Annotated in this window: 17 protein-coding genes and 1 pseudogene; 12 read left to right on the plus strand and 6 right to left on the minus strand. The window is 41.8% G+C overall.

Translation table 11 applies throughout. The features are described from left to right. Positions 1-19: 19 nt before the first annotated feature. The gene (locus tag ACJMKR_RS11865) at positions 20-946 is read right to left on the minus strand and encodes a CCAAT/enhancer-binding protein (RefSeq protein WP_423064309.1); all 927 of its coding nucleotides are present in this window, start codon (positions 944-946) and stop codon (positions 20-22) included. Positions 947-1,477: 531 nt separating this feature from the next. Between ACJMKR_RS11865 and ACJMKR_RS11870 the strand changes: the two genes are divergently transcribed. Next, positions 1,478-2,179, plus strand: a complete 702-nt coding sequence (locus ACJMKR_RS11870; RefSeq protein ID WP_423064310.1) for an IS6 family transposase — start codon at positions 1,478-1,480, stop codon at positions 2,177-2,179. On the opposite strand, the gene ACJMKR_RS11875 is transcribed toward ACJMKR_RS11870, so the two are convergent. After that, a complete protein-coding gene (locus ACJMKR_RS11875) occupies positions 2,176-2,592 on the minus strand; it encodes a transposase (protein WP_423064311.1) in 417 nt (138 codons plus the stop codon). The two genes, ACJMKR_RS11870 and ACJMKR_RS11875, sit on opposite strands and share 4 nt — an antisense overlap. Positions 2,593-2,753: 161 nt before the next feature. Between ACJMKR_RS11875 and ACJMKR_RS11880 the strand changes: the two genes are divergently transcribed. Together ACJMKR_RS11880 and ACJMKR_RS11885 are read left to right on the plus strand one after the other, a co-directional pair. After that, the gene (locus tag ACJMKR_RS11880; protein ID WP_423064312.1) at positions 2,754-3,557 is read left to right on the plus strand and encodes a DNA/RNA non-specific endonuclease; all 804 of its coding nucleotides are present in this window, start codon (positions 2,754-2,756) and stop codon (positions 3,555-3,557) included. A 616-nt stretch (positions 3,558-4,173) separates the two neighbouring features. Further along, positions 4,174-4,830, plus strand: a complete 657-nt coding sequence (locus tag ACJMKR_RS11885) for an IS6 family transposase (protein ID WP_423064314.1) — start codon at positions 4,174-4,176, stop codon at positions 4,828-4,830. 46 nt (positions 4,831-4,876) lie between these two features. Here ACJMKR_RS11885 and ACJMKR_RS11890 read toward each other — a convergent pair whose 3' ends face one another. The 3 genes from ACJMKR_RS11890 to ACJMKR_RS11900 form a co-directional block, all read right to left on the minus strand. Further along, positions 4,877-5,884, minus strand: coding sequence for an IS256 family transposase (locus tag ACJMKR_RS11890; protein ID WP_423064313.1), 1,008 nt, complete (start codon positions 5,882-5,884; stop codon positions 4,877-4,879). 62 nt (positions 5,885-5,946) lie between these two features. Then, positions 5,947-9,126, minus strand: a complete 3,180-nt coding sequence (locus ACJMKR_RS11895) for a hypothetical protein (RefSeq protein ID WP_423064285.1) — start codon at positions 9,124-9,126, stop codon at positions 5,947-5,949. Continuing rightward, complete coding sequence (locus ACJMKR_RS11900; RefSeq protein ID WP_423064286.1) at positions 9,117-9,344, minus strand: hypothetical protein; 228 nt, start codon at positions 9,342-9,344, stop codon at positions 9,117-9,119. The genes ACJMKR_RS11895 and ACJMKR_RS11900 overlap by 10 nt, the downstream gene beginning before the upstream one ends. A gap of 371 nt (positions 9,345-9,715) precedes the next feature. On the opposite strand from ACJMKR_RS11900, the gene ACJMKR_RS11905 reads away from it, so the two are divergent. From ACJMKR_RS11905 to ACJMKR_RS11935, 7 genes and pseudogenes are all read left to right on the plus strand, one after another. Further along, positions 9,716-10,288, plus strand: coding sequence for a hypothetical protein (locus ACJMKR_RS11905; protein WP_423064287.1), 573 nt, complete (start codon positions 9,716-9,718; stop codon positions 10,286-10,288). A gap of 152 nt (positions 10,289-10,440) precedes the next feature. Beyond that, a complete protein-coding gene (locus ACJMKR_RS11910; RefSeq protein ID WP_423063252.1) occupies positions 10,441-11,256 on the plus strand; it encodes an IS982 family transposase in 816 nt (271 codons plus the stop codon). Between the two features lie 66 nt (positions 11,257-11,322). Continuing rightward, a pseudogene (locus ACJMKR_RS11915) lies at positions 11,323-11,403 on the plus strand (hypothetical protein); the annotation flags it as partial. An 18-nt stretch (positions 11,404-11,421) separates the two neighbouring features. Then, positions 11,422-11,583, plus strand: coding sequence for a hypothetical protein (locus tag ACJMKR_RS11920; RefSeq protein ID WP_423063251.1), 162 nt, complete (start codon positions 11,422-11,424; stop codon positions 11,581-11,583). Between the two features lie 156 nt (positions 11,584-11,739). Further along, positions 11,740-12,966, plus strand: a complete 1,227-nt coding sequence (locus tag ACJMKR_RS11925) for an AAA family ATPase (protein ID WP_423064288.1) — start codon at positions 11,740-11,742, stop codon at positions 12,964-12,966. Beyond that, positions 12,956-13,954: a ParB/RepB/Spo0J family partition protein gene (locus ACJMKR_RS11930; RefSeq protein ID WP_423064289.1), complete on the plus strand. Its 999-nt coding sequence runs from the start codon at positions 12,956-12,958 to the stop codon at positions 13,952-13,954. The genes ACJMKR_RS11925 and ACJMKR_RS11930 overlap by 11 nt, the downstream gene beginning before the upstream one ends. A gap of 160 nt (positions 13,955-14,114) precedes the next feature. Next, positions 14,115-15,461, plus strand: a complete 1,347-nt coding sequence (locus tag ACJMKR_RS11935) for a winged helix-turn-helix domain-containing protein (RefSeq protein ID WP_423064290.1) — start codon at positions 14,115-14,117, stop codon at positions 15,459-15,461. Positions 15,462-15,791: 330 nt separating this feature from the next. On the opposite strand, the gene ACJMKR_RS11940 is transcribed toward ACJMKR_RS11935, so the two are convergent. Next, positions 15,792-16,769 (minus strand): IS5 family transposase, encoded by a 978-nt coding sequence (locus ACJMKR_RS11940; RefSeq protein WP_423062509.1) that lies wholly within the window; start codon positions 16,767-16,769, stop codon positions 15,792-15,794. A gap of 139 nt (positions 16,770-16,908) precedes the next feature. On the opposite strand from ACJMKR_RS11940, the gene ACJMKR_RS11945 reads away from it, so the two are divergent. Next, positions 16,909-22,521 carry an ankyrin repeat domain-containing protein gene (locus ACJMKR_RS11945; protein ID WP_423064291.1) on the plus strand — a complete coding sequence of 1,871 codons (5,613 nt, stop codon included), beginning with the start codon at positions 16,909-16,911 and terminating at the stop codon, positions 22,519-22,521. A gap of 389 nt (positions 22,522-22,910) precedes the next feature. Continuing rightward, positions 22,911-23,888 (plus strand): IS5 family transposase, encoded by a 978-nt coding sequence (locus ACJMKR_RS11950; RefSeq protein WP_423064292.1) that lies wholly within the window; start codon positions 22,911-22,913, stop codon positions 23,886-23,888. The last annotated feature ends 107 nt before the right edge of the window (positions 23,889-23,995 follow it).

A 23,995-nucleotide genomic window follows, 5' to 3' on the forward strand; every position in this document is an offset into this window, starting at 1 on the left:
TTTTACAAAACCCTTTCAACTATAGCTGATAGTAGCGGCTTTGGATTTGCTCACTTTCTTCTGATGCGCTGCTGTCGAGGTTGCCCTGCCCGGGAGTTGTCGCAGAAACCCCAAACATAGATAAATTAGGATTAACGGGTGCCCCAAAACCCCTATCGGTTGCTTGCGATACAAACTGAACATCTCGCGGTTCATTACTTACGGATAATTCTCCCAGAAGTTTCTCAAGACGTTCACTAGGTGTGTTACAACGCCTAAAGTCATTGCAAGCAGAAGCGAGCCCTGGAATAAACCCCTGAACGGCGTTAACGCCTTGCCTAGATGAGGTAGAAATCCTTCTAAATAAGCTACAATAGGCATCGGCCTGAGTCTCAAACCGATGAATAGATTTCTCCAATTCACTGTTCTCAGCCTCAAGTGTTTTGACCGTATTCTGAGTCTGCCTCTGCTGTTCCATTTTTTTCTTTCTACACTTTTTAACCGCAATGTTATTTCTATCGCGCCTTCTTCTATACTCATCACTAGCCTTGTCTTGATATTTAGCTTTCGAGGGCTGGTCAGTCGGTACAGCACTACCTTGAAAACGAAAAAGACAAGGGCCTTTCTCTTTAGTAAAATTAAAATTGTTTGAAGTGCATGCTCTTGCCTCTAATCCAGAAGATGGACCTGCAAGCGCCGTACTCTGTTGCTCCAGAGGTTTATGGTGAAAAACATGCGGGCTTAGTGATGAAACTGACTCTGGCACCATGAAAGAACGTGAGTCGTTTCCTTGGGGTTCCTCTAACCCTACTTCTGGTAAACGCGTAGGCGCAAGCTCTTCACTTAGAGATGGCAAATCTTGTTCTTCCTTTACAAAAAAAAGGTTAGGGTCAACTTCATTCCAACCCCCACTGAAAAAAGCATCACTCTCTTTGTGTGGGTTGTCATTATCATCAAAGCTTCTCATAACTAGATCTCCTCATTTATTTGATATCAAGCGTGTCGCGATGCTCGTGATAGATTATTGCCATCCCTGTCAATAATCGACTCGCAATACGCGACAACTTAAATAGCCGCGGACGTCCTCGTCGCCCGCGCTCCGCGACCTCACGGCTCGACTACGCACGGGCTCTCAAATGACTTGACGGCTCGTAAAGATTTTTTGCAGTCGCTTACGCTCGGCAAAAAATCCGAGCCTACCGCGGAATACGCGCCTTCGCTTCGCTCTCCATGGCGCGCATCGGATGTTTAGGTATATTTGTTTTTTTTTTTGCATTATTGCTTTTGAACAAATGCTTTAAAAATAAAATTATGATACAAAAAACTTAATTTGAAAATTAACACACCCTTAAATATGTCTGTTTTTTTAAAATTATGGAAAAATTACCCTTATGAATTCGCTTGCTGCAGCCTACATGCTCTGGTTGTGTCGCAAATCTCGAAGCCGGTGTGTATAATTGATGGCTTATAGTGAATTATCTACGTAGAAGGATGTGATATGATCAATTTCAAATGGCGCCATTTTGAGAAGGGGATTATTTTGATGGCGGTGCGCTGGTATTTAGCTTACGCGCTGAGCTACCGAAATATTGAAGAACTCATGCTAGAAAGAGGAGTCAATGTAGATCACTCCACAATAAATCGTTGGGTTATTAAATACGCGCCCTTATTGGAAGCAGAATTCCGGAAAAAACATAAATCTCCTGTCGGTGGTAGTTGGAGAATGGACGAAACCTACATCAAAGTAAAAGGCGATTGGCATTATTTATATCGCGCTGTTGATAAAGAGGGTAATACGATCGACTTTTTACTATCGAAACAACGCGATAAACAAGCGGCGAAACGCTTTTTCAAGAAAGCGATCGGGACTCATGGGCTACCAAAGAAAGTTACCATTGATAAAAGTGGATCAAATAAATCAGCCTTAAAATCGATTAATTTAATATTGACATTATTATCGATGATTTGTGGAGTTTTCATAACTATTTTTGTTCGTGACATAAAATATTTAAATAATATTGTGGAGCAAGATCATCGCAGCATTAAAAGAATTATAAAACCGATGATGGGATTTAAATCGTTTGATACAGCTGAGGCAACTTTAGCTGGGATTGAATTACATCACATGCTCCAAAAAGGTCAGTATAAAAATGCTGCTAATATGGCTGTGTTTGAACAATTCTATGCACTCGCAGCCTAATTGCGACCAGGAAAAATGCGCATAAGCAATATTGTATTTACGTGAATTAATTGCGACAGAGCCGTTAAAAGCGCTAACCGTTTTGACAAGCAACTGTAATCCGGTGATTTTATATTAAGGGCTTTCATCTTGAAAATTGAATTCATAAACCCTTGACATTGCCTCAACGCTAAACGAAAAACTTGCCGAATTTCATGGCACGTAATGATCGCAAGATCCGTGAACTTTTGGGGTGCGCCTTTGCCATCATACACACGATCTTTTTCATACCACGCATGAATAATATCATCGGATATCCAGATTTCAATATTGGCACGATTGCGTAATGCATTATTATATTCACGCCAATTGCTCACCTTGTATTTCTGCTTGGGAATCGTCCAGCCTTTTTTGTTTGGATATTTATTTGGCATATGAGCCGCCTTCTGCTTGAAAATCCTGGGGTGCTGAGTATAATATAGACAGCAAAAATTACATAGATTGTTCATGTTTTAGTTAGGCAACAAAGCCCCTGATAAAAACAATCAGTTATTCCGCCAAAATTGTTCAAAATTTGATTTTCGCAGGAGGTCTAATGAAGCAAAATTATTGTAAAGTTATACTGCTACTAATCATTCTGTTTAGCATACCGATTACTGGTTGTGAAAATATTGCAAAGCCAGAAAAACAAAACATCAGAAATGAACTTTGCTATCAATCTTATTGCCCAATTGGCGCACCTAAGAACAATTTTCTTGTTGATCATAAAATCTATATACTAAGCTCTAATCGTAAGACTAAATTTGCTGATTGGGTTGCTTATAAAGTGGATAAAGCTAATTTAAATGGTCCAAGTAGGAAACGGATTTGGAAGAAAGACCCTAATATTCCAGCAGCGTATACATTGTCCCCACAAGACTATGAGGGCGCACATGCAGCATGTAATGTGGATAGAGGGCATCAGGCACCCTTAGCTAGTTTTTCTAATAATCCTAATTGGGAGAACACAAATTATCTTTCCAACATTACCCCACAGAAATCGATGTTAAACCAAGGTCCTTGGGTACGTTTAGAGTCTGCTGTAAGACGTTTAGCTGAAAAAAATAAAGGCCTTTATGTTGTGACAGGGCCAATATACGACACTAAGGAGAAAATTTGTTCGCTTCCAGCAGAACCATTAATAGAAATACCGAGCGCTTACTTCAAAGTCATTTTTCAATTAGATAATAATATTACTCATTATGCTGCGTTTATTATGCCTCAAAAAACAACACGTAAAACAAATATGTGCAAGTACGTAGTAAACTTGCAAACTATACGCGATAAAACCGGGCTACATTTTTTAAAGAACGAATCAACAAATAAAGATGAAAGTTTGGTAAAAAAACTAGGATGCTAACGTGTAAACCTTCAGACTTGATCTGGCACTCCCGGTCTTGGTTTTTTAAGATTGGTCAATTAAGTTTTACTCTAACTGACCAGGAGTGTCAGATCAAGTCTGAAGGCTTACACGCCTATTAGGCGCGATCTGCTTGAAAATCGTTGGGTTCTTAATTATAATATGGTCAGCAAAAATGAAATAGATTGTTCACATTTTAGTTAGGCAACAAAGCGGTTGTGTCGCAAATCTCGAAGCCGGTGTGTATAATTGATGGCTTATAGTGAATTATCTACGTAGAAGGATGTGATATGATCAATTTCAAATGGCGCCATTTTGAGAAGAAGTGTGTCGCGATGCTCGTGATAGATTATTGGCATCCCTGTCAATAATCGACTCGCAATACGCGACAACCTAAATAGCCGCAGACGTCCCCGTCGACAGCGCTCCGCGACCTCGCGGCCGACTGCGCACTGTCTCCAGATGACTCGACGCCGCCTACAGATTTTTGCCACTCGCTACGCTGCCTACGGAACTCCGTTCCTTCGGCACTCCGCTCTGTCAAAAATCGGCGGCTGCCGCGGAATACTCGCCATCGGCTTCGCCTCTCCATGGCTCGCATCGGGGGATTATTTTGATGGCGGTGCGCTGGTATTTAGCTTACGCGCTGAGCTACCGAAATATTGAAGAACTCATGCTAGAAAGAGGAGTCAATGTAGATCACTCCACAATAAATCGTTGGGTTATTAAATACGCGCCCTTATTGGAAGCAGAATTCCGGAAAAAACATAAATCTCCTGTCGGTGGTAGTTGGAGAATGCACGAAACCTACATCAAAGTAAAAGGCGATTGGCATTATTTATATCGCGCTGTTGATAAAGAGGGTAATACGATCGACTTTTTACTATCGAAACAACGCGATAAACAAGCGGCGAAACGCTTTTTCAAGAAAGCGATCGGGACTCATGGGCTACCAAAGAAAGTTACCATTGATAAAAGTGGATCAAATAAATCAGCCTTAAAATCGATTAATTTAATATTGACATTATTATCGATGATTTGTGGAGTTTTCATAACTATTTTTGTTCGTGACATAAAATATTTAAATAATATTGTGGAGCAAGATCATCGCAGCATTAAAAGAATTATAAAACCGATGATGGGATTTAAATCGTTTGATACAGCTGAGGCAACTTTAGCTGGGATTGAATTACATCACATGCTCCAAAAAGGTCAGTATAAAAATGCTGCTAATATGGCTGTGTTTGAACAATTCTATGCACTCGCAGCCTAATTGCGACCAGGAAAAATGCGCATAAGCAATATTGTATTTACGTGAATTAATTGCGACAGAGCCCAAAAAATGGCACAATGCGCTCCCAATGAGTCAACCAACTTTTGGCAATCGAGGGAAATTCAGCATCCCATTTCTCAGAGAAACTCGTCAGCGCCAATTCTGCTTCTTCAACCGTACTGGCCGAATAAATAGCTTTTAAGTCAGCGGCCACTTCTTTTTTCTTTTTCCAACCCACATAGCGCAATGAATTCCGCACCATGTGTACAATGCAAAGCTGTACTTGAGTGTTAGGATACACAGCGCCAATCGCATCAGGAAAGCCCGTTAGCCCGTCAACGCAACAAATCAGGATATCTTCTAGGCCTCGATTTTTTAACTCCGTTAATACATTCAACCAGAATTTAGCGCCCTCATTTTGGCTAATCCAAATACCTAGCAATTCTTTTTGCCCATCGATATTAATTCCTAAAGCCAAATACAATGCCTTATTGATAACCTTTTTATCTTGCTGCACTTTAATCACTAAAGCGTCCAAATACACAATCGGATACACCTTGTCCAACGGACGACTTTGCCAAGCCTTCACTTCTTCAATCACTTCGTTGGTTACTGTAGAAATGAGACTCGAACAAATAGTTGTGCCATACAAATCTTTCAACTGATCTTGAATATCACGGGTAGTCATACCCCGTGCATAAAGACTCATAATTTTGTCATCCAAATCATCAAAGCGGGTTTGATGTTTTGGAATCAATTGCGGTACAAACTCATTGTTACGATCACGAGGAACCTCAATGGTCATCTCGCCATCTGTTGTTTTGATCGTTTTTTGGCTGTGCCCATTGCGGGAATTACCACTATTGTGGCCAGACACTTCGTGTTTTGCATAACCCAGCGCGTCCGTCAGCTCCCCTTCCAGAATACGCTCCGTCAGTGCCTTTTTTAACTCCTTTAACAAACCAGTATCACCGAAAATATCAGATGCGGTCTTGGTATGTTTGAGAAAATATTCCACAACCTGTGGATCTAATTTATTGGTTTTCATTGCCATAGTCAAAGACTCCGTATAATTTTAACGACCTTTCCCTGACTATCGCATTTACACAATCTTATTTACAGACCCGGTGAACGCTCTCTTACGGAACACTTGCGCACAGGCTCTGGTGACTCAGCACCAGCCTCTCTATGGTTCGCATTGCAACCGAATAATACTGAATTATTTAAAAACGAAGATCGTGAAGAGTTATGATTGTTTGAATGACTTACCCATTGAGACATTATCTTACAAATACTGGTATTTATATCGTTTTTGTTTATGTTTAGATCTATAAGCTTAGTAATACACTGCTTTGACGCTAATTTACCTCCAGCATGTCGCAACCACGAGAAAACACCAGTCCCAGAACTATATAAATAATTAGATATAATATCCAACGCTTGGCGTAACAACTCGTTCTTTTGTATTTTAGAAAGGTGATCCTGAGTCACCGTGTCAGTAGCATATAACAAAAGTCTAATATATTTGCCGACATCCGGCCATTGATATATTTTTTCTATCGCCGCTGAATCACGCATAATCATTTGCCAGCCTGTCAAGCCCTGACGTTCTTTCTGACACAGGGCGGCCACCATATTATATCTTTGCTCTTCCGTGCACACATATTCAAGCACTGTCTTTAAGTCATCAAGCGCATACCGCGCCAACACCATCCAGCCTGTCCAATTTTGTCGTCCCTTCTGACACAACGCAGCCACCATACGCTCTTTTTGTTCCTTCGTACTCACAAATTCAAGCGCTGTCTTTAAGTCATCAGGCGCATAGCGCGCCAGGGCTATCCAGCCCGTCAAGCCATCTCCATTTTGCTCATACAACGCATCTGCCACGCACTTTTTTTGTGTCTGTGTCCGCACAAACCCGAATGTTTGATTCAAAGTCTTCGACGCATATTGTGCCAACACTATCCAGCCTGTCCAACCTTGTCGTCCTTTCTCACACAACGCAGTCACGATGTCTACTTTTTGTTGCTCTGTCCGCACAAACCGAAGCAATGTATTTAAAGACTGAGGCGCATACCGCGCTAGAACCATCCAGCCCGTTGAGCCCTGATGCCCGTCTTTACACAACGCAATGATACGCTGTTTTTCTTCCTCCGTACCAACAAACTCAAGCGCTGTCTTTAAGCAATTAGTCGCATACCGGGCCAGGATTATCCAGCCCGCCCAGCCGTTCTGGGTTTTCTGACTCAACCCCGCCACTACGCTGGCTTTTTGTTCCTTCGTACTCACAAACTCAAGCATTGTCTTCAAAACCGCAGGCGCACACCGCGCCAGCACCATCCAGCCTGTCCGGCCCTGATCCCCTTGGATACACAAGGCATCCACCACGCTGGCTTTTTGTTCATCCGTACTCACAAACTCAAGCGCTGTCTTTAAGCAATTAGTCGCATACCGGGCCAGGATTATCCAACCTGTCACGCTCTGTTGATCTTGAGCACACAGCGCAGTCACTACGTCGTTTCTTTGTTTATTTGTGCACACAAACTTAAGCGCTGTATCCAAACACGCCGGTGCACGCTCCGCCAGCACCATCCAGCCTGTCCAGCCCTGATCCCCTTGGATACACAAGCCATCCACCACGCTGGCTTTTTGTTCATCCGTACTCACAAACTCAAGCATTGTCTTCAAAACCGCAGGCGCACACTGCGCCAGGACTATCCAACCTGTCAAGCCCTGCTGCCCTTGAGCACACAAGGCAAACAGCAGGCAATTTTTTTGCTCCTCTGTCTGCAAAAGCCTAAACGCTTCCTTGAACCCCCCAGGGTAATACTGCGCCAGAGCCATCCAGCCGGACTGGTTAGTCTTATCTTTGACGAACAACGCCTGTACGAATATATCTAGCAGTGACTCTTGTTTTGTCGTTAATAAATCAGCACTCCCCAATAACAAATTCTGTGCAACCCAGAACCAACTTACTAAATATCGGCTGTCCCAAATCTCATCATCATTAATAATTTTTTTCAGCTTGGGTTCTATACTATTAATATTAATTAAAGCACTAGGCTCATTTTTTAAAACCTCGCAGTAATTTAAGAATAGTTGCCCTGATAAGCCAAAATTTTCAACATATATTAAAAAATCACCTTGATCAGAGAGACTCCTATTGATAAGGGCTATGCTGTGTTTTTTGGTGATTTCACGCTGTTCAACCTCAACAAGAGCATAATACTGCGCGTCATCAATTAATGATATTGGGAATAAGTTACCGTCATCTTTCGAACAATCGCGCAGGCTATTAAATGCCCTACAACTTTCTGCATTAACAAATTTTTCTTCAATAAGCTGTTCTAAAATAAGTTTTTTTATATTTTTTCTATTGATATCTATAACACAAAGTTCATTTTCTATGATAAAAATAGTCTCCACAATGGTATCGAGGGGAGCGCCTTCGTTGCAAAGCTCATTAGCCCAATAAAAAAATGGCTTTTTTATTCCCTTTGATAAGACAGGCATGATAGATTTCAATCGTTCTACTATTGCCGCATAAGTATCATAAAAGTATCCGTCTTTTTTTTCGCCGCTATAGCCTAATTTTTTAAATATATCCTCTAACTCATCAAAAATAAGGTTAGGTAAATTAAAAGCTCTGTACTCAGCTTTAAAAATTTTGGCCAAGTGATCACTAGCTGAACGAACATTCAAATAACCGCGATATGGATCCTCTTCGTTAGCCATCGGCACGCCCAAGCCAAGATCTCTCGCAAGTTTAGAAAGCGCGTTATAAGTGTGCACCTCTCCAAAATTATTGGACAGAGAAGCATATGCTGCACGGACCATTTTAGTTCTAACTGATGTTAGTAGTTGCTTTAAATTTTCTGCTTCACCAAGAATTAATAATTGGAAATTTAACCTGTTATGCAACCCTTCTGAGCACTGCTGTACTCCTTCATTAATGCTAATTAGCAGCCTCTCTTTAACTTCCAAAGAAAGTGGGCTGCTTGAATCAGTAGCATACCAAAAGGCCATTTGAAGCTGTTGAATTAAAGCAGCTGTGTGAACGTACTTTTTCTCATCAAAATGGCGTTCAAGATGTCTTTTAGCCTGATCCTTAGTTCCTATTTTTTCTTGTCCACTAACGTCCAATCCTACCAAGCGCTGGCAAAGCTGGTCTTCCCAATCTTTAGACAACTTTTTTTGGATTTCATCCAAACCCAGTTCTTTTTTTAGGGGACAGGCTTCAAATGCTTGCTCATTTAATTTCGGATCAAGATTATCTTTTATCCATTCTAGGGACATACGGTATACCTCTGATTGGCTGATACAAAACTCAAATCACTTTCAATACTTGCAACAGAGCTCGGATGGTCGATTTTTAATTCATCTGGGAATAGCCTGCGAAAATCATATTTTGAGCAATTTTGGGGCCATAACTGATTGTTTTTATTATTTAGATATTTAGAGGCCAAAAGCTCAATTTTTAGTTTCGCAGGAGGTCTAATCTTCTTTAGTAACATCCCTTGAAACGCCTTGTTCATTCAGGGGCACGCGAGGCGCACAATAGATTATTGGCATCCCTCTGGCTAATCACACGTAATACACGACGCACTAAAAACACGCGGACGCGCTCTCTACAACTCACATGGACAAGTAAATAGTGATATTTACAAAAAAAAATTAATTCTTTATGAAAAAAGCAACGAACTCTAGGGTATTTTTCTGTACAAAAATTAACTTTTGCTTATTTTCTGAGCAATCTCCGATAATGTCCCATTATCGTAACCTATTTTTCCGTGCATTTTTGGGATACTCACCCCACCCCAATCGTGGTATTATTTCGTATCAGTGATTTCTTTTCCAAAATTAACAAAATGGATGTGCAATAAATATGATCAAAAAAGGAACTATTGATAAAGACACTAAGCGCCGCTATGAAAAAACCTGGCACCAAAAACTTGTTAAAGAAGGCTTAGTACGTATCCTCCTCTATGTCAAAAAAGACAGTGTTGAGGATTTTCAGCAGCAAATTTATCAACGCTCCAACGAATATGTGAGTATTCACAGTCAACGCACCCGGGAAAAGCTTGCTAAGGTCGATTGGTTTGAGGATTTCGTGCAGAATAAAAATCATGACTACTGGGTCTTGCGCGATGAAAACGAACAGCTCCGTCGGGAAAATGCAGCGCTGGCGCCTGCTTTTCTCCAAGCGAAAGACTTAGACTCCGTTGCCCTGCCCTTGAGCATTCAACAGCTCGAGGATAATCCCGATCAGCTCAAGCGGCTCTTAACCATTAGCGATCGTGAGCGTAAGCGTGCCACACAACTGCTCAGTGATTATCAAGGTCAAGCCAAACGTGCGCAGCTCTTACAAACCCTCGCTGAAAAACGCATTGAATTACTAGAGCAGCGGCTCATCGATCATGGACTCTCGCCCGAGGTCGAGGTGCTGGTGAAAGAATAGCTTTTATGCATTAGAGCTCCTGCGAAACTAAAAATTGGCTTATTGACCTCTAACAAAAAAGTAATTCAGTGAATGAAATAATTGAAAAAAAGACCGGAACCGCTAAAATTTAGCTCCAAAATTACAGCTAAATAATGTAACAGGAGTTAATCATGTTGGCACCGGTCACGGAGATTTTTTGTGATATGGATGATTTTTGCAAGGATTATTTGAAAGGTCAATCAAAGTATTTGCTACCGAACCCAGACAGAAAACGAGATCGAGCGATGCAAATGAGCTTGTCTGAAATTGGCACCATCATTGTGTTGTTTCAAATGAGTCACTATCGCACATTTAAGGATTTTTATTGTGGATGTGTTTTACAAGACATGAAGAAGTATTTTCCTACGGCGCTGAGTTACACACGTTTTGTCGCCTGCCAATCAGCAGCGCTAATGATGCTCGCCGCCTATTTGCTTTCGAGAAAGGGCAAACACACGGGATTGTATTATATTGACTCAACTACACTACGCGTATGCCACAATAAACGAATTTATCGAAACAAGGTTTTCAAAGGCATTGCTAAACGCAGTAAAAGCACAATGGGCTGGGTTTACGGCTTTAAACTACATATTGTGATTAATCATCAAGGGGAATTAATCCGTTTTTGTTTAACGAAAGGGAACGTGGATGATCGCGCTGTTGTTAGAAAATTAATGGCTAATTTAAAGGGGTTGGGCGCTGGCGATAAAGGGTATCTTGGAAAAGATCTTGCGGACGATTTGGCAAAACACGATTTAAAATTTGTGACAAAAGTCCGTAAAAATATGAAGAACAAAATGCTTTCTGCATTCGATGCGCGCCATGGAGAGCGAAGCGAAGGCGCGTATTCCGCGGTAGGCTCGGATTTTTTGCCGAGCGTAAGCGACTGCAAAAAATCTTTACGAGCCGTCAAGTCATTTGAGAGCCCGTGCGTAGTCGAGCCGTGAGGTCGCGGAGCGCGGGCGACGAGGACGTCCGCGGCTATTTAAGTTGTCGCGTATTGCGAGTCGATTATTGACAGGGATGGCAATAATCTATCACGAGCATCGCGACACGCTTGTGAAAAGTTTTTCCTAAAACAACGTGGCATCGTAGAAACGATTATCGATCAGTTGAAAAACTTGTATCATGTTGAGCATTCGCGTCATCGTAGTCCGATTAATTTTTTAGTCAATACCCTTGCAGCGCTAATTGCCTATTCTTGGCGACCAAACAAACCAGGAATAAAAACCAACAATATAAAGAATAATTTATACGCAGTTATCCAGAACTGAGGTTATTGTAATAAAATTGTTCAAAATTTGATTTTCGCACAGTAGTTCTATTGTGCATCTGAATTCTAATTAAAATAGAAATATCTCAAATGATTGACTTTTTCCATTTTTTAAAGATAATATATCGAATAATGGAAAGTTCTGTAAGGAAAAATTATGCGTGAAAAAGGGCTTACTCCTACTGGATTAGATGATCCAGCATCTACTTTTGAAGCATTTCGTGAAGCTGGAAATGAAATGCTCTTGAGATTAAGAACAACAGTCACATCTCCGAATTCACGGAAAATCTTGCGTACGTGGGGAATTATTGATGCTGCCAAAATGATTGGAACTACAGCACCAACTTTACGCAAGCTAGAAACTAACGAAGGTAAGCTTGGTTTGCCTATTAGGGACACAAATAATCGTAGAATCTATACTCTAGAAAGAATTAACAAAGCAAGAGATATACTTAAAACACGATACCGTCGCCCACTAGACTCCTCTCCCATGATTGTAAGCATCACAAACTTTAAAGGCGGAAGCGCAAAAACAACTACCGCAGCTCACCTTGCTCAAAAATGTGCAGTAGATGGTTTAAGGGTATTATTCATCGATTTTGACCCACAAGCAACTTCAACTTTTATTGCTGGTGGGATAATTCCAGACTTAGAACTAGATGAAGAAGATACAATTGACTACACTTTACTAAGAGACCCATCATACATTCAAAATGTTATAAGACCAACTCATTTTCATGGTCTAGATTTAATACCAGCAAATTTAGCACTACAAAATTTAGAATTAGCCCTACCTAACAACAAGATAAACTATTCAGATACACTTGGTAACCCTGCGACTAGACTAAAAAACTCTTTAGATTATGTTAAAGATCAATATGACGTCATTCTCATTGATTGTGGCCCTAATTTGGGAATTCTAACAATTAACGCTCTATTAGCTTCAAATGGTTTAATTATACCTATTCCACCAAATATGTTTGATTACGCAAGCTTCATAATGCTTACAGGAACCTTAGAAAAGTTGTATGAAGCTTTAAAGGGTCAAAGATTAGATTTTTTTAGAGTTCTGTTAACTAAACACTCAGGCTCTAATGAATCAATACAAGTTGAAAATATGCTTAGAACACAATTTGGTGGCTATATTTTAGCAAATCACATGTGCAATACCGTTGAAATAGAAAAGGCAACTAATGACCTAGGTACTGTCTATGAAATATCGAAGCCTCGTGGAGCCAGAGAAGCATACCGTCGTGGCTTGCACCATTTAGATGCCGTAAACGGAGAAATTATTAATTACTTTAAAGATATTTGGAGCAAACAATCAAAAGAAAATTTCAATAATTCAACAATAACCGATGGAGCGCGAATAAATGTCGAATAAAAAAGATGTGCACCTAACAGGCGCTCTCGCTGCAGTTTTAAATTCAGGCGAGGTTAAAAATGTTGAGTACTATAAAAGTAAGTCTAGAGATAAAAAGCAATCCATTGATTCTAGAACATCATTTGACCAACTTTCACAAACAGAAAGCACTTTTCTTAATGAAAAAATTATTGAAATGTCACCAGACATCATAATTAACTGGGCATATCATGATCGTCCTGAAAGTGAACTAGGTGATATAAAAACTTTTGCGGAAGAATTAAAATCTATTGGTCAGCAACAGCCTTGTATAGTCAGGCCATCCAAACAGGATAAAAGACAATATGAAATAATTGCTGGTGAGCGGCGCTGGCGAGCCGCTAAAGTTGCTGGAATAAATTTAAAAGTCATAGTTAAGAACTTGACTGATAAAGAAGCTGCAATATGCCAAGCCGCAGAAAATTCGCATCGTGAAGATCTGTCAGATTATGCCAAAGGAATGAATTATTCTTCTCTAATAGAAAAAGGTATTATAGACCGTAAAGAACTCCAGGAAAAATTAAAGCTTTCAAAAAGCTCCATTCGAAATTTGCTTTCCTTCTCACGAATAAATCAAAATATTTGGGATGCTATTGGCGATTATTCAAAAATATCTGCATCAACAGCTTATGAAATATCTAGGTTATTATCTAGCGACTCAAACGACTATCAAAAAATATTACTTCGACTTGCACCTAAACTTGATGGCAAAAACATAAGTGATAAAAAATTAAGAAAGCTCGTTGAGCTAGAGATTTCAGGCAATAAAACTAACTTCAGTTATGCTAATGAAATTCGGTCTACAACAGGAAGGCATATTTTTACTTGGAGAAAAGATTCTAACGGAAACAGATCCATTGCCTTCCCTAAAGACGTAAGAGAAGTAATCAATTTTACTGAGCTTGAGAAAACAATTACAAAAAATATAGAAAATCAACTACAAAGGAAACGAGATAATGTAAATAATTAAATTTGGGTAGGATCCTACCCAAAAAAAATGCCCGCTTCGTGGCGGGCATTTAAGATGATTAATGAAGACACTTTGTACTTCATATTGAATCCAGACAAATTCAGTATAGTCAAAGAGTCTTCTTATTACAAGTAAATAATGCAAAATAAGGAGCATTACAATGACTATATTGTGTGGTCAGAGGGTTGTTTGCCCAAAAAACAACCCGTCCCCTATTCACTCCTCCCGTGAGCAAAGTGCTCAAACACTGAAAGCGCTGTGGCAAGATAAGGAATATCGTTTATTCCCACGTGCTGTGTTGCGCTACTTACGCCACGACCAGGCCATCACGGATGCCGCGAAACTGTGTTGGCAAACGCTGTTTGAATTTGCCTTTTTTGATTCTACCTGGAGCATTACTATATCCAAAAACGAATTAGCACGAGAACTGAACAAAAGTCCAAGCACCATTGCGCGTCTGCTCAACCAGCTTGAAAAATCTGGCTACATAAAACGCCATCAACGTATTGAAGATAATGCCTGGCAGGCTTCTTGCATCGATGTCAGACTTCCTCAGGCGGCGATCGCACAACTGTCATCGTCCCCGGATAGGAAAAAATCAACAGAAAGTACGCACAATCTGACTGGCCCATCAAACACGAACGATCCAAAAAACAACCACCCAGATGCGCTATCTGAAGATGGTTCCATTAGCATTAACGAGTACAATTATCAAACTAAAAGTACTGAAGAAGTACTTTTTGATGTCAGCCTTACTTCTACCAAAAACGCCACGACAGAGTCTGAAGGAGGGACTCCCATCAATAGAGTCCCTGTCAACGATTCACCGAAGACAACATCAACGCAGCATCAAAACCGTGCTCTATGCCCTAGTCCAAATATGAAACCAGGGTTATCCACCAATGAGACAAGGAAGAATAATAATAAATTTAATAAAATTAATACAACAACACAGTCTGTTGTTGTTAATTTTATTACATCAACAGAGGAAGGAGATGGTAAGGTTTTTGCCAACACAGCGAAACAAATCCAAGAATATCAAACACAGATTGAAGACTTGAATGCTGAGTTACAAACATCCGTGTCTCGAGATACCAAATGGGGGCTATTGAAGCAATTGGCCACACTAGAGGGCGCTTTAATCGACGCTAAACAACAGCAAGCTACAGCCAAACAACACCAAGCAATGGTTCAAACAGAAAAACAACGTCAGGTGAACTTAACCACACACCGCGATTTCTGTCAGCAATTGCCAGGTCCTCGCCCTATCAGTGAGTTTCAATTACGACGGATTGAAAAATCATTGCAAGCTTCTACCATTCCTCGCTCAGATCATATTCGTGTGCTCAATGAAATCGTGTTTGAAATTCGCATGGGCTCATTGACACACCAGCGTGATACACAAAACCCGTTGACAACAGATCACGCGATCAATATTGCGTTGAAGCTAGTTCGTGAAGGGCGCTGGCAGGCTCCAAATTCCTTAGTCCAGAACCATCACTTATGATGGCTCTGTCGCAAATTTTATGTGGACTTCAGTATTTTTTGAACAGACTTTTCCTGGGAAAAACTATACTAGCAGTGCGACACAACCGATAAGGCTGCTGTGAGAAGATCCGTATCTTTTCCAGGCCCCATCTCAAGAAGTGTTCAATTTTTGTGAGAAATATCACACAACTAATTAAGCAATAAGCCATATTACAACGAAGCTATATTGGATAATATTTAATCAGAATGATTGATCGAAGATTCATGTGCAAAGGCTTGATAGTTAAATGCACAGCATTACTTAAAGGCTTTGTTGCCTAACCTCACGGCTTTGTCTGTGTCGCAAAATTTAGGCGCAACGATAACTCGCCGGCATTCCTAGCCGTGTCATTTTATTTAACACACCACAACCGATCATTGATTCGATTTTTTGCCGTACAAAATCTCGAGCATGTAACGTACTACCCAATATTCTTTTGTAGCGTTGAATCGCCAACTCTGAATAATTCCGATAACCGTATTGTCTTATTCGTTGCCAAGCCATTCGGCCCAATGCTTTTAGTTGCTTAACATTACCATTACGTTGTGTATGATTATTTTTATCATAAACAGCATCACTATCAGGCGGCATTATTATAGCGGCTCCTTTAAAGTAATTTGATAATATTTCATAAACAGGATTCTTATCGTAGGCACCATCGGCGCTGACATGGCCCACTTTGCAAGTAAGTTGCTTTGATAACGTTGCAACGCTTTGGCAATCCGCCGTAAAGCGATCCGTTAAATCATTACCATGAATAATATGTTTATTATCAACGGCTATATGCAATTTACGCCAACTCCGTTTGGCTGATAATGTATATGTTTCCTGATGCCATTCACCTCTGCCAAACCGTTTTAACCCAGTGGAGTCAAGGGCGATAGCCACAACGCTTTTATCTGCCGATTCCGTTTTCCTGTAACGAGGCGACTGAATAGTTAAAAGCGCTAACCGTTTTGACAAGCAACTGTAATCCGGTGATTTTATATTAAGGGCTTTCATCTTGAAAATTGAATTCATAAACCCTTGACATTGCCTCAACGCTAAACGAAAAACTTGCCGAATTTCATGGCACGTAATGATCGCAAGATCCGTGAACTTTTGGGGTGCGCCTTTGCCATCATACACACGATCTTTTTCATACCACGAATGAATAATATCATCGGATATCCAGATTTCAATATTGGCACGATTGCGTAATGCATTATTATATTCACGCCAATTGCTCACCTTGTATTTCTGCTTGGGAATCGTCCAGCCTTTTTTGTTTGGATATTTATTTGGCATATGAGCCGCCTTCTGCTTGAAAATCCTGGGGTGCTGAGTATAATATAGACAGCAAAAATTACATAGATTGTTCATGTTTTAGTTAGGCAACAAAGCCAAAACGGGTCTAGATCGCAGTACCGCTACAGGGGGGGGGGCTATGCAACCAGAATTAACAGATAAATTTTACAAGTATCAAGATAAAAAACTTAGCGTTCTTGCAGAAAAGCAAGAAGCCTTTTTGACTACGCATTATGGTGCAGGTCCCTTGTATTATGATCAGAATCATCCGACATCATTTGAGAAAGCAAAAAGCCAGCTGATACAGATTTTAGCTTCAATGCTAAAGCTAAATAATCTTGCGTTGGGTAATTTTGACCGTTTAAAAGAGCGCTTAGGCAGAGAGTTCACTATGGAGAACATCTCTTCTGAAAATGATAGAAGCTTAATATTGGTATCGGCAAAAAAAACCATTGAATATGCATACTATGCTCATGAAAGAACTATCAAAAATATAAATCCAAGTTTGTTAAGAGATTTCACTTTTGATGCTTGCTACCCGGGCGTTTATTCTAATTTGGTTAGGTTTTGTGAATATCTAGAAAGCACATTTGAAGCAATGGTGCGTTATGCGAAGAAAAGTGCAATTGAACAGATCGCAGCCCAGTATGTTTCTGAAGTTAATTGGACTGCTGGATTCCCGGGGGATGAAATCCATTACGTGCATGCCCTGCATAACTATGTTGCTCAAGAGTATGCTCTACCAGAAATAATAGATCCGCTTGCCCCAGTTAATTTGGATGCACAGCTGCTTAATAAATTCCGTGATCAATTAAAATCAACGATTAACCACACGATGATTGTTGATTTTCTTTTGATGAAAGTACAGGGCATTATAGGGGATAAGTTCTCTTGTGATAACAGTAGCCGTATGAAAAAGTGGTTGGGGTGTCCAAACGAAGAGGATTTAAGACTATATTCTTACGGTATGTATTCGGAAGACGAAAAAAGCAATGGTGGCGACACAAATAACACTTTGAAAATACCAAATGTTTCTCGAATGCTGCGGCTGTTTGTAAACATCTGCCTTGAACAAAATAAGTTTTCTAAAGATTGTGTGCATAAGTTTGATGCAGGAAAAGGAAAAATCATTCAAACGGTGTCCGATTTATTTATTGTCGAAGAAATCAAAGATGAGAAACTTGATATGGACAGATGGGTTGTTAGAGTGGCTCAAGCGGAGGATATAGAAGGGTTAAAAAATGAAAATCATCAATTTGTGGCTTGGCCATCGTTTCAGCATATGCATGGAGATGGGCTGCTTCGTCTATTGAAAAGTGAGTATTGCCAAGAGCAGTCTTCTTATAGAGAGGCGTTGATCTGGTCTTTTCTCTATGGCAGTCCAAGTAACGAACTATTAGAAGTGTTACGCGCCAATACTGCTTTTTTATTAGGGAAAAAAGGTATTACTTTCGATTCCAAATGCTGTTTTGGAAAGTCAGTTCTGGAAATTTTGATTGATAGAACTGATCTGCATAAATTAGCTGATTTTCTTAACTACACAGTGGCTGAATTTGGGCTAGAAAAATTGATGAACGCACTAGAAGGCGATGTGGTAAGACTGATGGTGTGGGTTGCAACACAAACCGGGCGTGTTGGTGTTTTAGAAAAGCTCCACGAGTGGAACATTGATCTGGCGACCGCCACTAAAAATGGTGAAACGCCCGCATTCATTGCGGCAGACAACGGGCATATTGGTGTTTTAGAAAAGCTCCACGCGTGGGGAATTGATTTAACAACTCCCAACAATCAGGGTGAGACGCCCGCATTCATTGCGGCGAGCAACGGTCATATTGGTGTTTTAGAAAAGCTCCACGAGTGGAACATTGATCTGACGGCTGCCAATGAATATGGCGTGACGCCCGCGTTTATTGCGGCGCGCAACGGTCATACTGGTGTTTTAGAAAAGTTCCACGAGTGGAACATTGATCTGACGACGGCTACTAAAAATGGCGTGACGCCCGCGTTTATTGCGGCGCGCAACGGTCATACTGGTGTTTTAGAAAAGTTCCACGAGTGGAACATTGATCTGACGACGGCTACTAAAAATGGTGTAACGCCCGCATTCATTGCGGCGGCCAACGATCAGATTGGTGTTTTAGAAAAGTTCCACGAGTGGAACATTGATCTGACGGCTGCCAATGAACATGGCGTGACGCCCGCATTAATTGCGGTGAAAGCCGGGCGTGTTGGTGTTTTAGAAAAGTTCCACGAGTGGGACATTGATTTAACAACTCCCAACAATCAGGGTGAGACGCCCGCATTAATTGCGGCGCAAGCCGGGCGTGTTGGTGTTTTAGAAAAGCTCCACGAGTGGAACATTGATCTGACGGCTGCCAATGAATATGGCGTGACGCCCGCGTTTATTGCGGCGGGCAACGGTCATACTGGTGTTTTAGAAAAGTTCCACGAGTGGGACATTGATCTGACGGCTGCCAATGAACATGGCGTGACGCCCGCGTTTATTGCGGCGCAAGCCGGGCGTGTTGGTGTTTTAGAAAAGCTCCACGAGTGGGGAATTGATCTGACGACGGCTACTAAAAATGGTGTAACGCCCGCATTAATTGCGGTGAAAGCCGGGCGTGTTGGTGTTTTAGAAAAGTTCCACGAGTGGGACATTGATTTAACAACTCCCAACAATCAGGGTGAGACGCCCGCATTAATTGCGGCGCAAGCCGGGCGTGTTGGTGTTTTAGAAAAGCTCCACGAGTGGAACATTGATCTGACGGCTGCCAATGAATATGGCGTGACGCCCGCGGTTATTGCGGCGGGCAACGATCAGATTGGTGTTTTAGAAAAGTTCCACGAGTGGAACATTGATCTGACGGCTGCCAATGAACATGGCGTGACGCCCGCATTAATTGCGGTGAAAGCCGGGCGTGTTGGTGTTTTAGAAAAGTTCCACGAGTGGGACATTGATTTAACAACTCCCAACAATCAGGGTGAGACCCCCGCGTTCACTGCAGCAAAGTATGGATGCCTGAAGGTATTGGACAAGTTCCACGAGTGGGGAATTGATCTGACGACGGCTACCAAAAATGGTGAAACGCCCGCATTCATTGCGGCAGACAACGGGCATATTGGTGTTTTAGAAAAGCTCCACGAGTGGAACATTGATCTGACGACGGCTACCAAAAATGGTGAAACGCCCGCATTCATTGCGGCAGACAACGGGCATATTGGTGTTTTAGAAAAGCTCCACGAGTGGAACATTGATCTGACGACGGCTACCAAAAATGGTGAAACGCCCGCATTCATTGCGGCAGACAGCGGGCATATTGGTGTTTTAGAAAAGCTCCACGAGTGGAACATTGATCTGGCGACCGCCACTAAAAATGGTGAAACGCCCGCATTCATTGCGGCAGACAACGGGCATATTGGTGTTTTAGAAAAGCTCCACGCGTGGGGAATTGATTTAACAACTCCCAACAATCAGGGTGAGACGCCCGCATTCATTGCGGCGAGCAACGATCAGATTGGTGTTTTAGCAAAGCTCCACGAGTGGGACATTGATTTAACAACTCCCAACAATCAGGGTGAGACGCCCGCGTTCACTGCAGCAAAGTATGGATGCCTGAAGGTATTGGACAAGTTCCACGAGTGGGGAATTGATCTGACGACGGCTACCAAAAATGGTGAAACGCCCGCATTCATTGCGGCAGACAGCGGGCATATTGGTGTTTTAGAAAAGCTCCACGAGTGGAACATTGATCTGGCGACCGCCACTAAAAATGGTGAAACGCCCGCATTCATTGCGGCAGACAACGGGCATATTGGTGTTTTAGAAAAGCTCCACGCGTGGGGAATTGATTTAACAACTCCCAACAATCAGGGTGAGACGCCCGCGTTCACTGCAGCAAAGTATGGATGCCTGAAGGTATTGGACAAGTTCCACGAGTGGGGAATTGATCTGACGACGGCTACCAAAAATGGTGAAACGCCCGCATTCATTGCGGCAGACAGCGGGCATATTGGTGTTTTAGAAAAGCTCCACGCGTGGAACATTGATCTGGCGACCGCCACTAAAAATGGTGAAACGCCCGCATTCATTGCGGCAGACAACGGTCATATTGGTGTTTTAGAAAAGCTCCACGCGTGGGGAATTGATTTAACAACTCCCAACAATCAGGGTGAGACCCCCGCGTTCACTGCAGCAAAGTATGGATGCCTGAAGGTATTGGACAAGTTCCACGAGTGGGGAATTGATCTGACGACGGCTACCAAAAATGGTGAAACGCCCGCATTCATTGCGGCAGACAGCGGGCATATTGGTGTTTTAGAAAAGCTCCACGAGTGGGACATTGATTTAACAACTCCCAACAATCAGGGTGAGACGCCCGCATTCATTGCGGCAGACAACGGGCATATTGGTGTTTTAGAAAAGCTCCACGCGTGGAACATTGATCTGACGACGGCTACCAAAAATGGTGAAACGCCCGCATTCATTGCGGCAGGCAACGATCATATTGGTGTTTTAGAAAAGCTCCACGCGTGGAACATTGATCTGACGACGGCTACTAAAAATGGTGTAACGCCGGCATTAATTGCGGCAGGCAACGATCATATTGGTGTTTTAGAAAAGCTCCACGCGTGGGGAATTGATCTGACGACGGCTACTAAAAATGGTGTAACGCCCGCATTAATTGCGGCGGCCAACGGTCAGATTGGTGTTTTAGAAAAGCTCCACGCGTGGGGAATTGATCTGACGACGGCTACCAAAAATGGTGTAACGTCCGCATTCATTGCGGCAGACAGCGGGCATATTGGTGTTTTAGAAAAGCTCCACGCGTGGAACATTGATCTGGCGACCGCCACTAAAAATGGTGAAACGCCCGCATTCATTGCGGCGAGCAACGGTCATATTGGTGTTTTAGAAAAGCTCCACGCGTGGGGAATTGATCTGACGATGGCTACTAAAAATGGTGCAACGCCCGCATTCATTGCGGCAGGCAACGGTCATATTGGTGTTTTAGAAAAGCTCCACGCGTGGGGAATTGATCTGACGATGGCTACTAAAAATGGTGCAACGCCGGCATTAATTGCGGCAGGCAACGGTCAGATTGGTGTTTTAGAAAAGCTCCACGCGTGGAACATTGATCTGACGACGGCTACCAAAAATGGTGCAACGCCGGCATTAATTGCGGCAGGCAACGATCAGATTGGTGTTTTAGAAAAGTTCCACGAGTGGGACATTGATTTAACAACTCCCAACAATCAGGGTGAGACCCCCGCGTTCACTGCAGCAAAGTATGGATGCCTGAAGGTATTGGACAAGTTCCACGAGTGGGGAATTGATCTGACGACGGCTACCAAAAATGGTGAAACGCCCGCATTCATTGCGGCGAGCAACGGTCATATTGGTGTTTTAGAAAAGCTCCACGAGTGGAACATTGATTTAACAACTCCCAACAATCAGGGTGAGACGCCCGCATTAATTGCGGCAGGCAACGATCAGATTGGTGTTTTAGCAAAGCTCCACGAGTGGGGAATTGTTGTAACCATTACCAATCAACATAGTAAGACCAACACATTTGATTTAACACTAGGTGAGGTTAATAAAAAAAATAAGACTAGAACAGAAAACAACTATTCTTTATTCAGATCAAGAAAACTCAGTCAGCCAGCAGTATCGAAAGGAGAAGGCAACGCCAATAGCGAGTATGGCTTTGTTGCCGGTTGTGTCGCAAATCTCGAAGCCGGTGTGTATAATTGATGGCTTATAGTGAATTATCTACGTAGAAGGATGTGATATGATCAATTTCAAATGGCGCCATTTTGAGAAGGGGATTATTTTGATGGCGGTGCGCTGGTATTTAGCTTAGGCTTTGTTGCCTAACCCCACGCCTTTGTTTGTGTCTCAAAATTTAGGCGCAACGATAACTCGCCGGCATTCCTAGCCGTGTCATTTTATTTAACACACCACAACCGATCATTGATTCGATTTTTTGCCGTACAAAATCTCGAGCATGTAACGTACTACCCAATATTCTTTTGTAGCGTTGAATGGCTTTGTTGCCTAACTAAAACATGAACAATCTATGTAATTTTTGCTGTCTATATTATAATCAGCACCCCACGATTTTTAAGCAGAGGGCGCCTCATATGCCAAATAAATATCCAAACAAAAAAGGTTGGAGGATTCCCAAGCAGAAATACAAGGTGAGCAATTGGCGTGAATATAATAATGCATTACGCAATCGTGCCAATATTGAAATCTGGATATCCGATGATATTATTCATTCGTGGTATGAAAAAGATCGTGTGTATGATGGCAAAGGCGCACCCCAAAAGTTCACGGATCTTGCGATCATTACGTGCCATGAAATTCGGCAAGTTTTTCGTTTAGCGTTGAGGCAATGTCAAGGGTTTATGAATTCAATTTTCAAGATGAAAGCCCTTAATATAAAATCACCGGATTACAGTTGCTTGTCAAAACGGTTAGCGCTTTTAACTATTCAGTCGCCTCGTTACAGGAAAACGGAATCGGCAGATAAAAGCGTTGTGGCTATCGCCCTTGACTCCACTGGGTTAAAACGGTTTGGCAGAGGTGAATGGCATCAGGAAACATATACATTATCAGCCAAACGGAGTTGGCGTAAATTGCATATAGCCGTTGATAATAAACATATTATTCATGGTAATGATTTAACGGATCGCTTTACGGCGGATTGCCAAAGCGTTGCAACGTTATCAAAGCAACTTACTTGCAAAGTGGGCCATGTCAGCGCCGATGGTGCCTACGATAAGAATCCTGTTTATGAAATATTATCAAATTACTTTAAAGGAGCCGCTATAATAATGCCGCCTGATAGTGATGCTGTTTATGATAAAAATAATCATACACAACGTAATGGTAATGTTAAGCAACTAAAAGCATTGGGCCGAATGGCTTGGCAACGAATAAGACAATACGGTTATCGGAATTATTCAGAGTTGGCGATTCAACGCTACAAAAGAATATTGGGTAGTACGTTACATGCTCGAGATTTTGTACGGCAAAAAATCGAATCAATGATCGGTTGTGGTGTGTTAAATAAAATGACACGGCTAGGAATGCCGGCGAGTTATCGTTGCGCCTAAATTTTGCGACACAGACAAAGCCGTGAGGTTAGGCAACAAAGCCCGTTCTAGCTGTTGCTCCGTGGTGATTGGCATTAGCAGTCCTCTCATCGTGATCAGAAAAGATC

Source organism: Candidiatus Paracoxiella cheracis, assembly GCF_049348705.1.
Lineage (GTDB): Bacteria > Pseudomonadota > Gammaproteobacteria > Coxiellales > Coxiellaceae > Paracoxiella > Paracoxiella cheracis.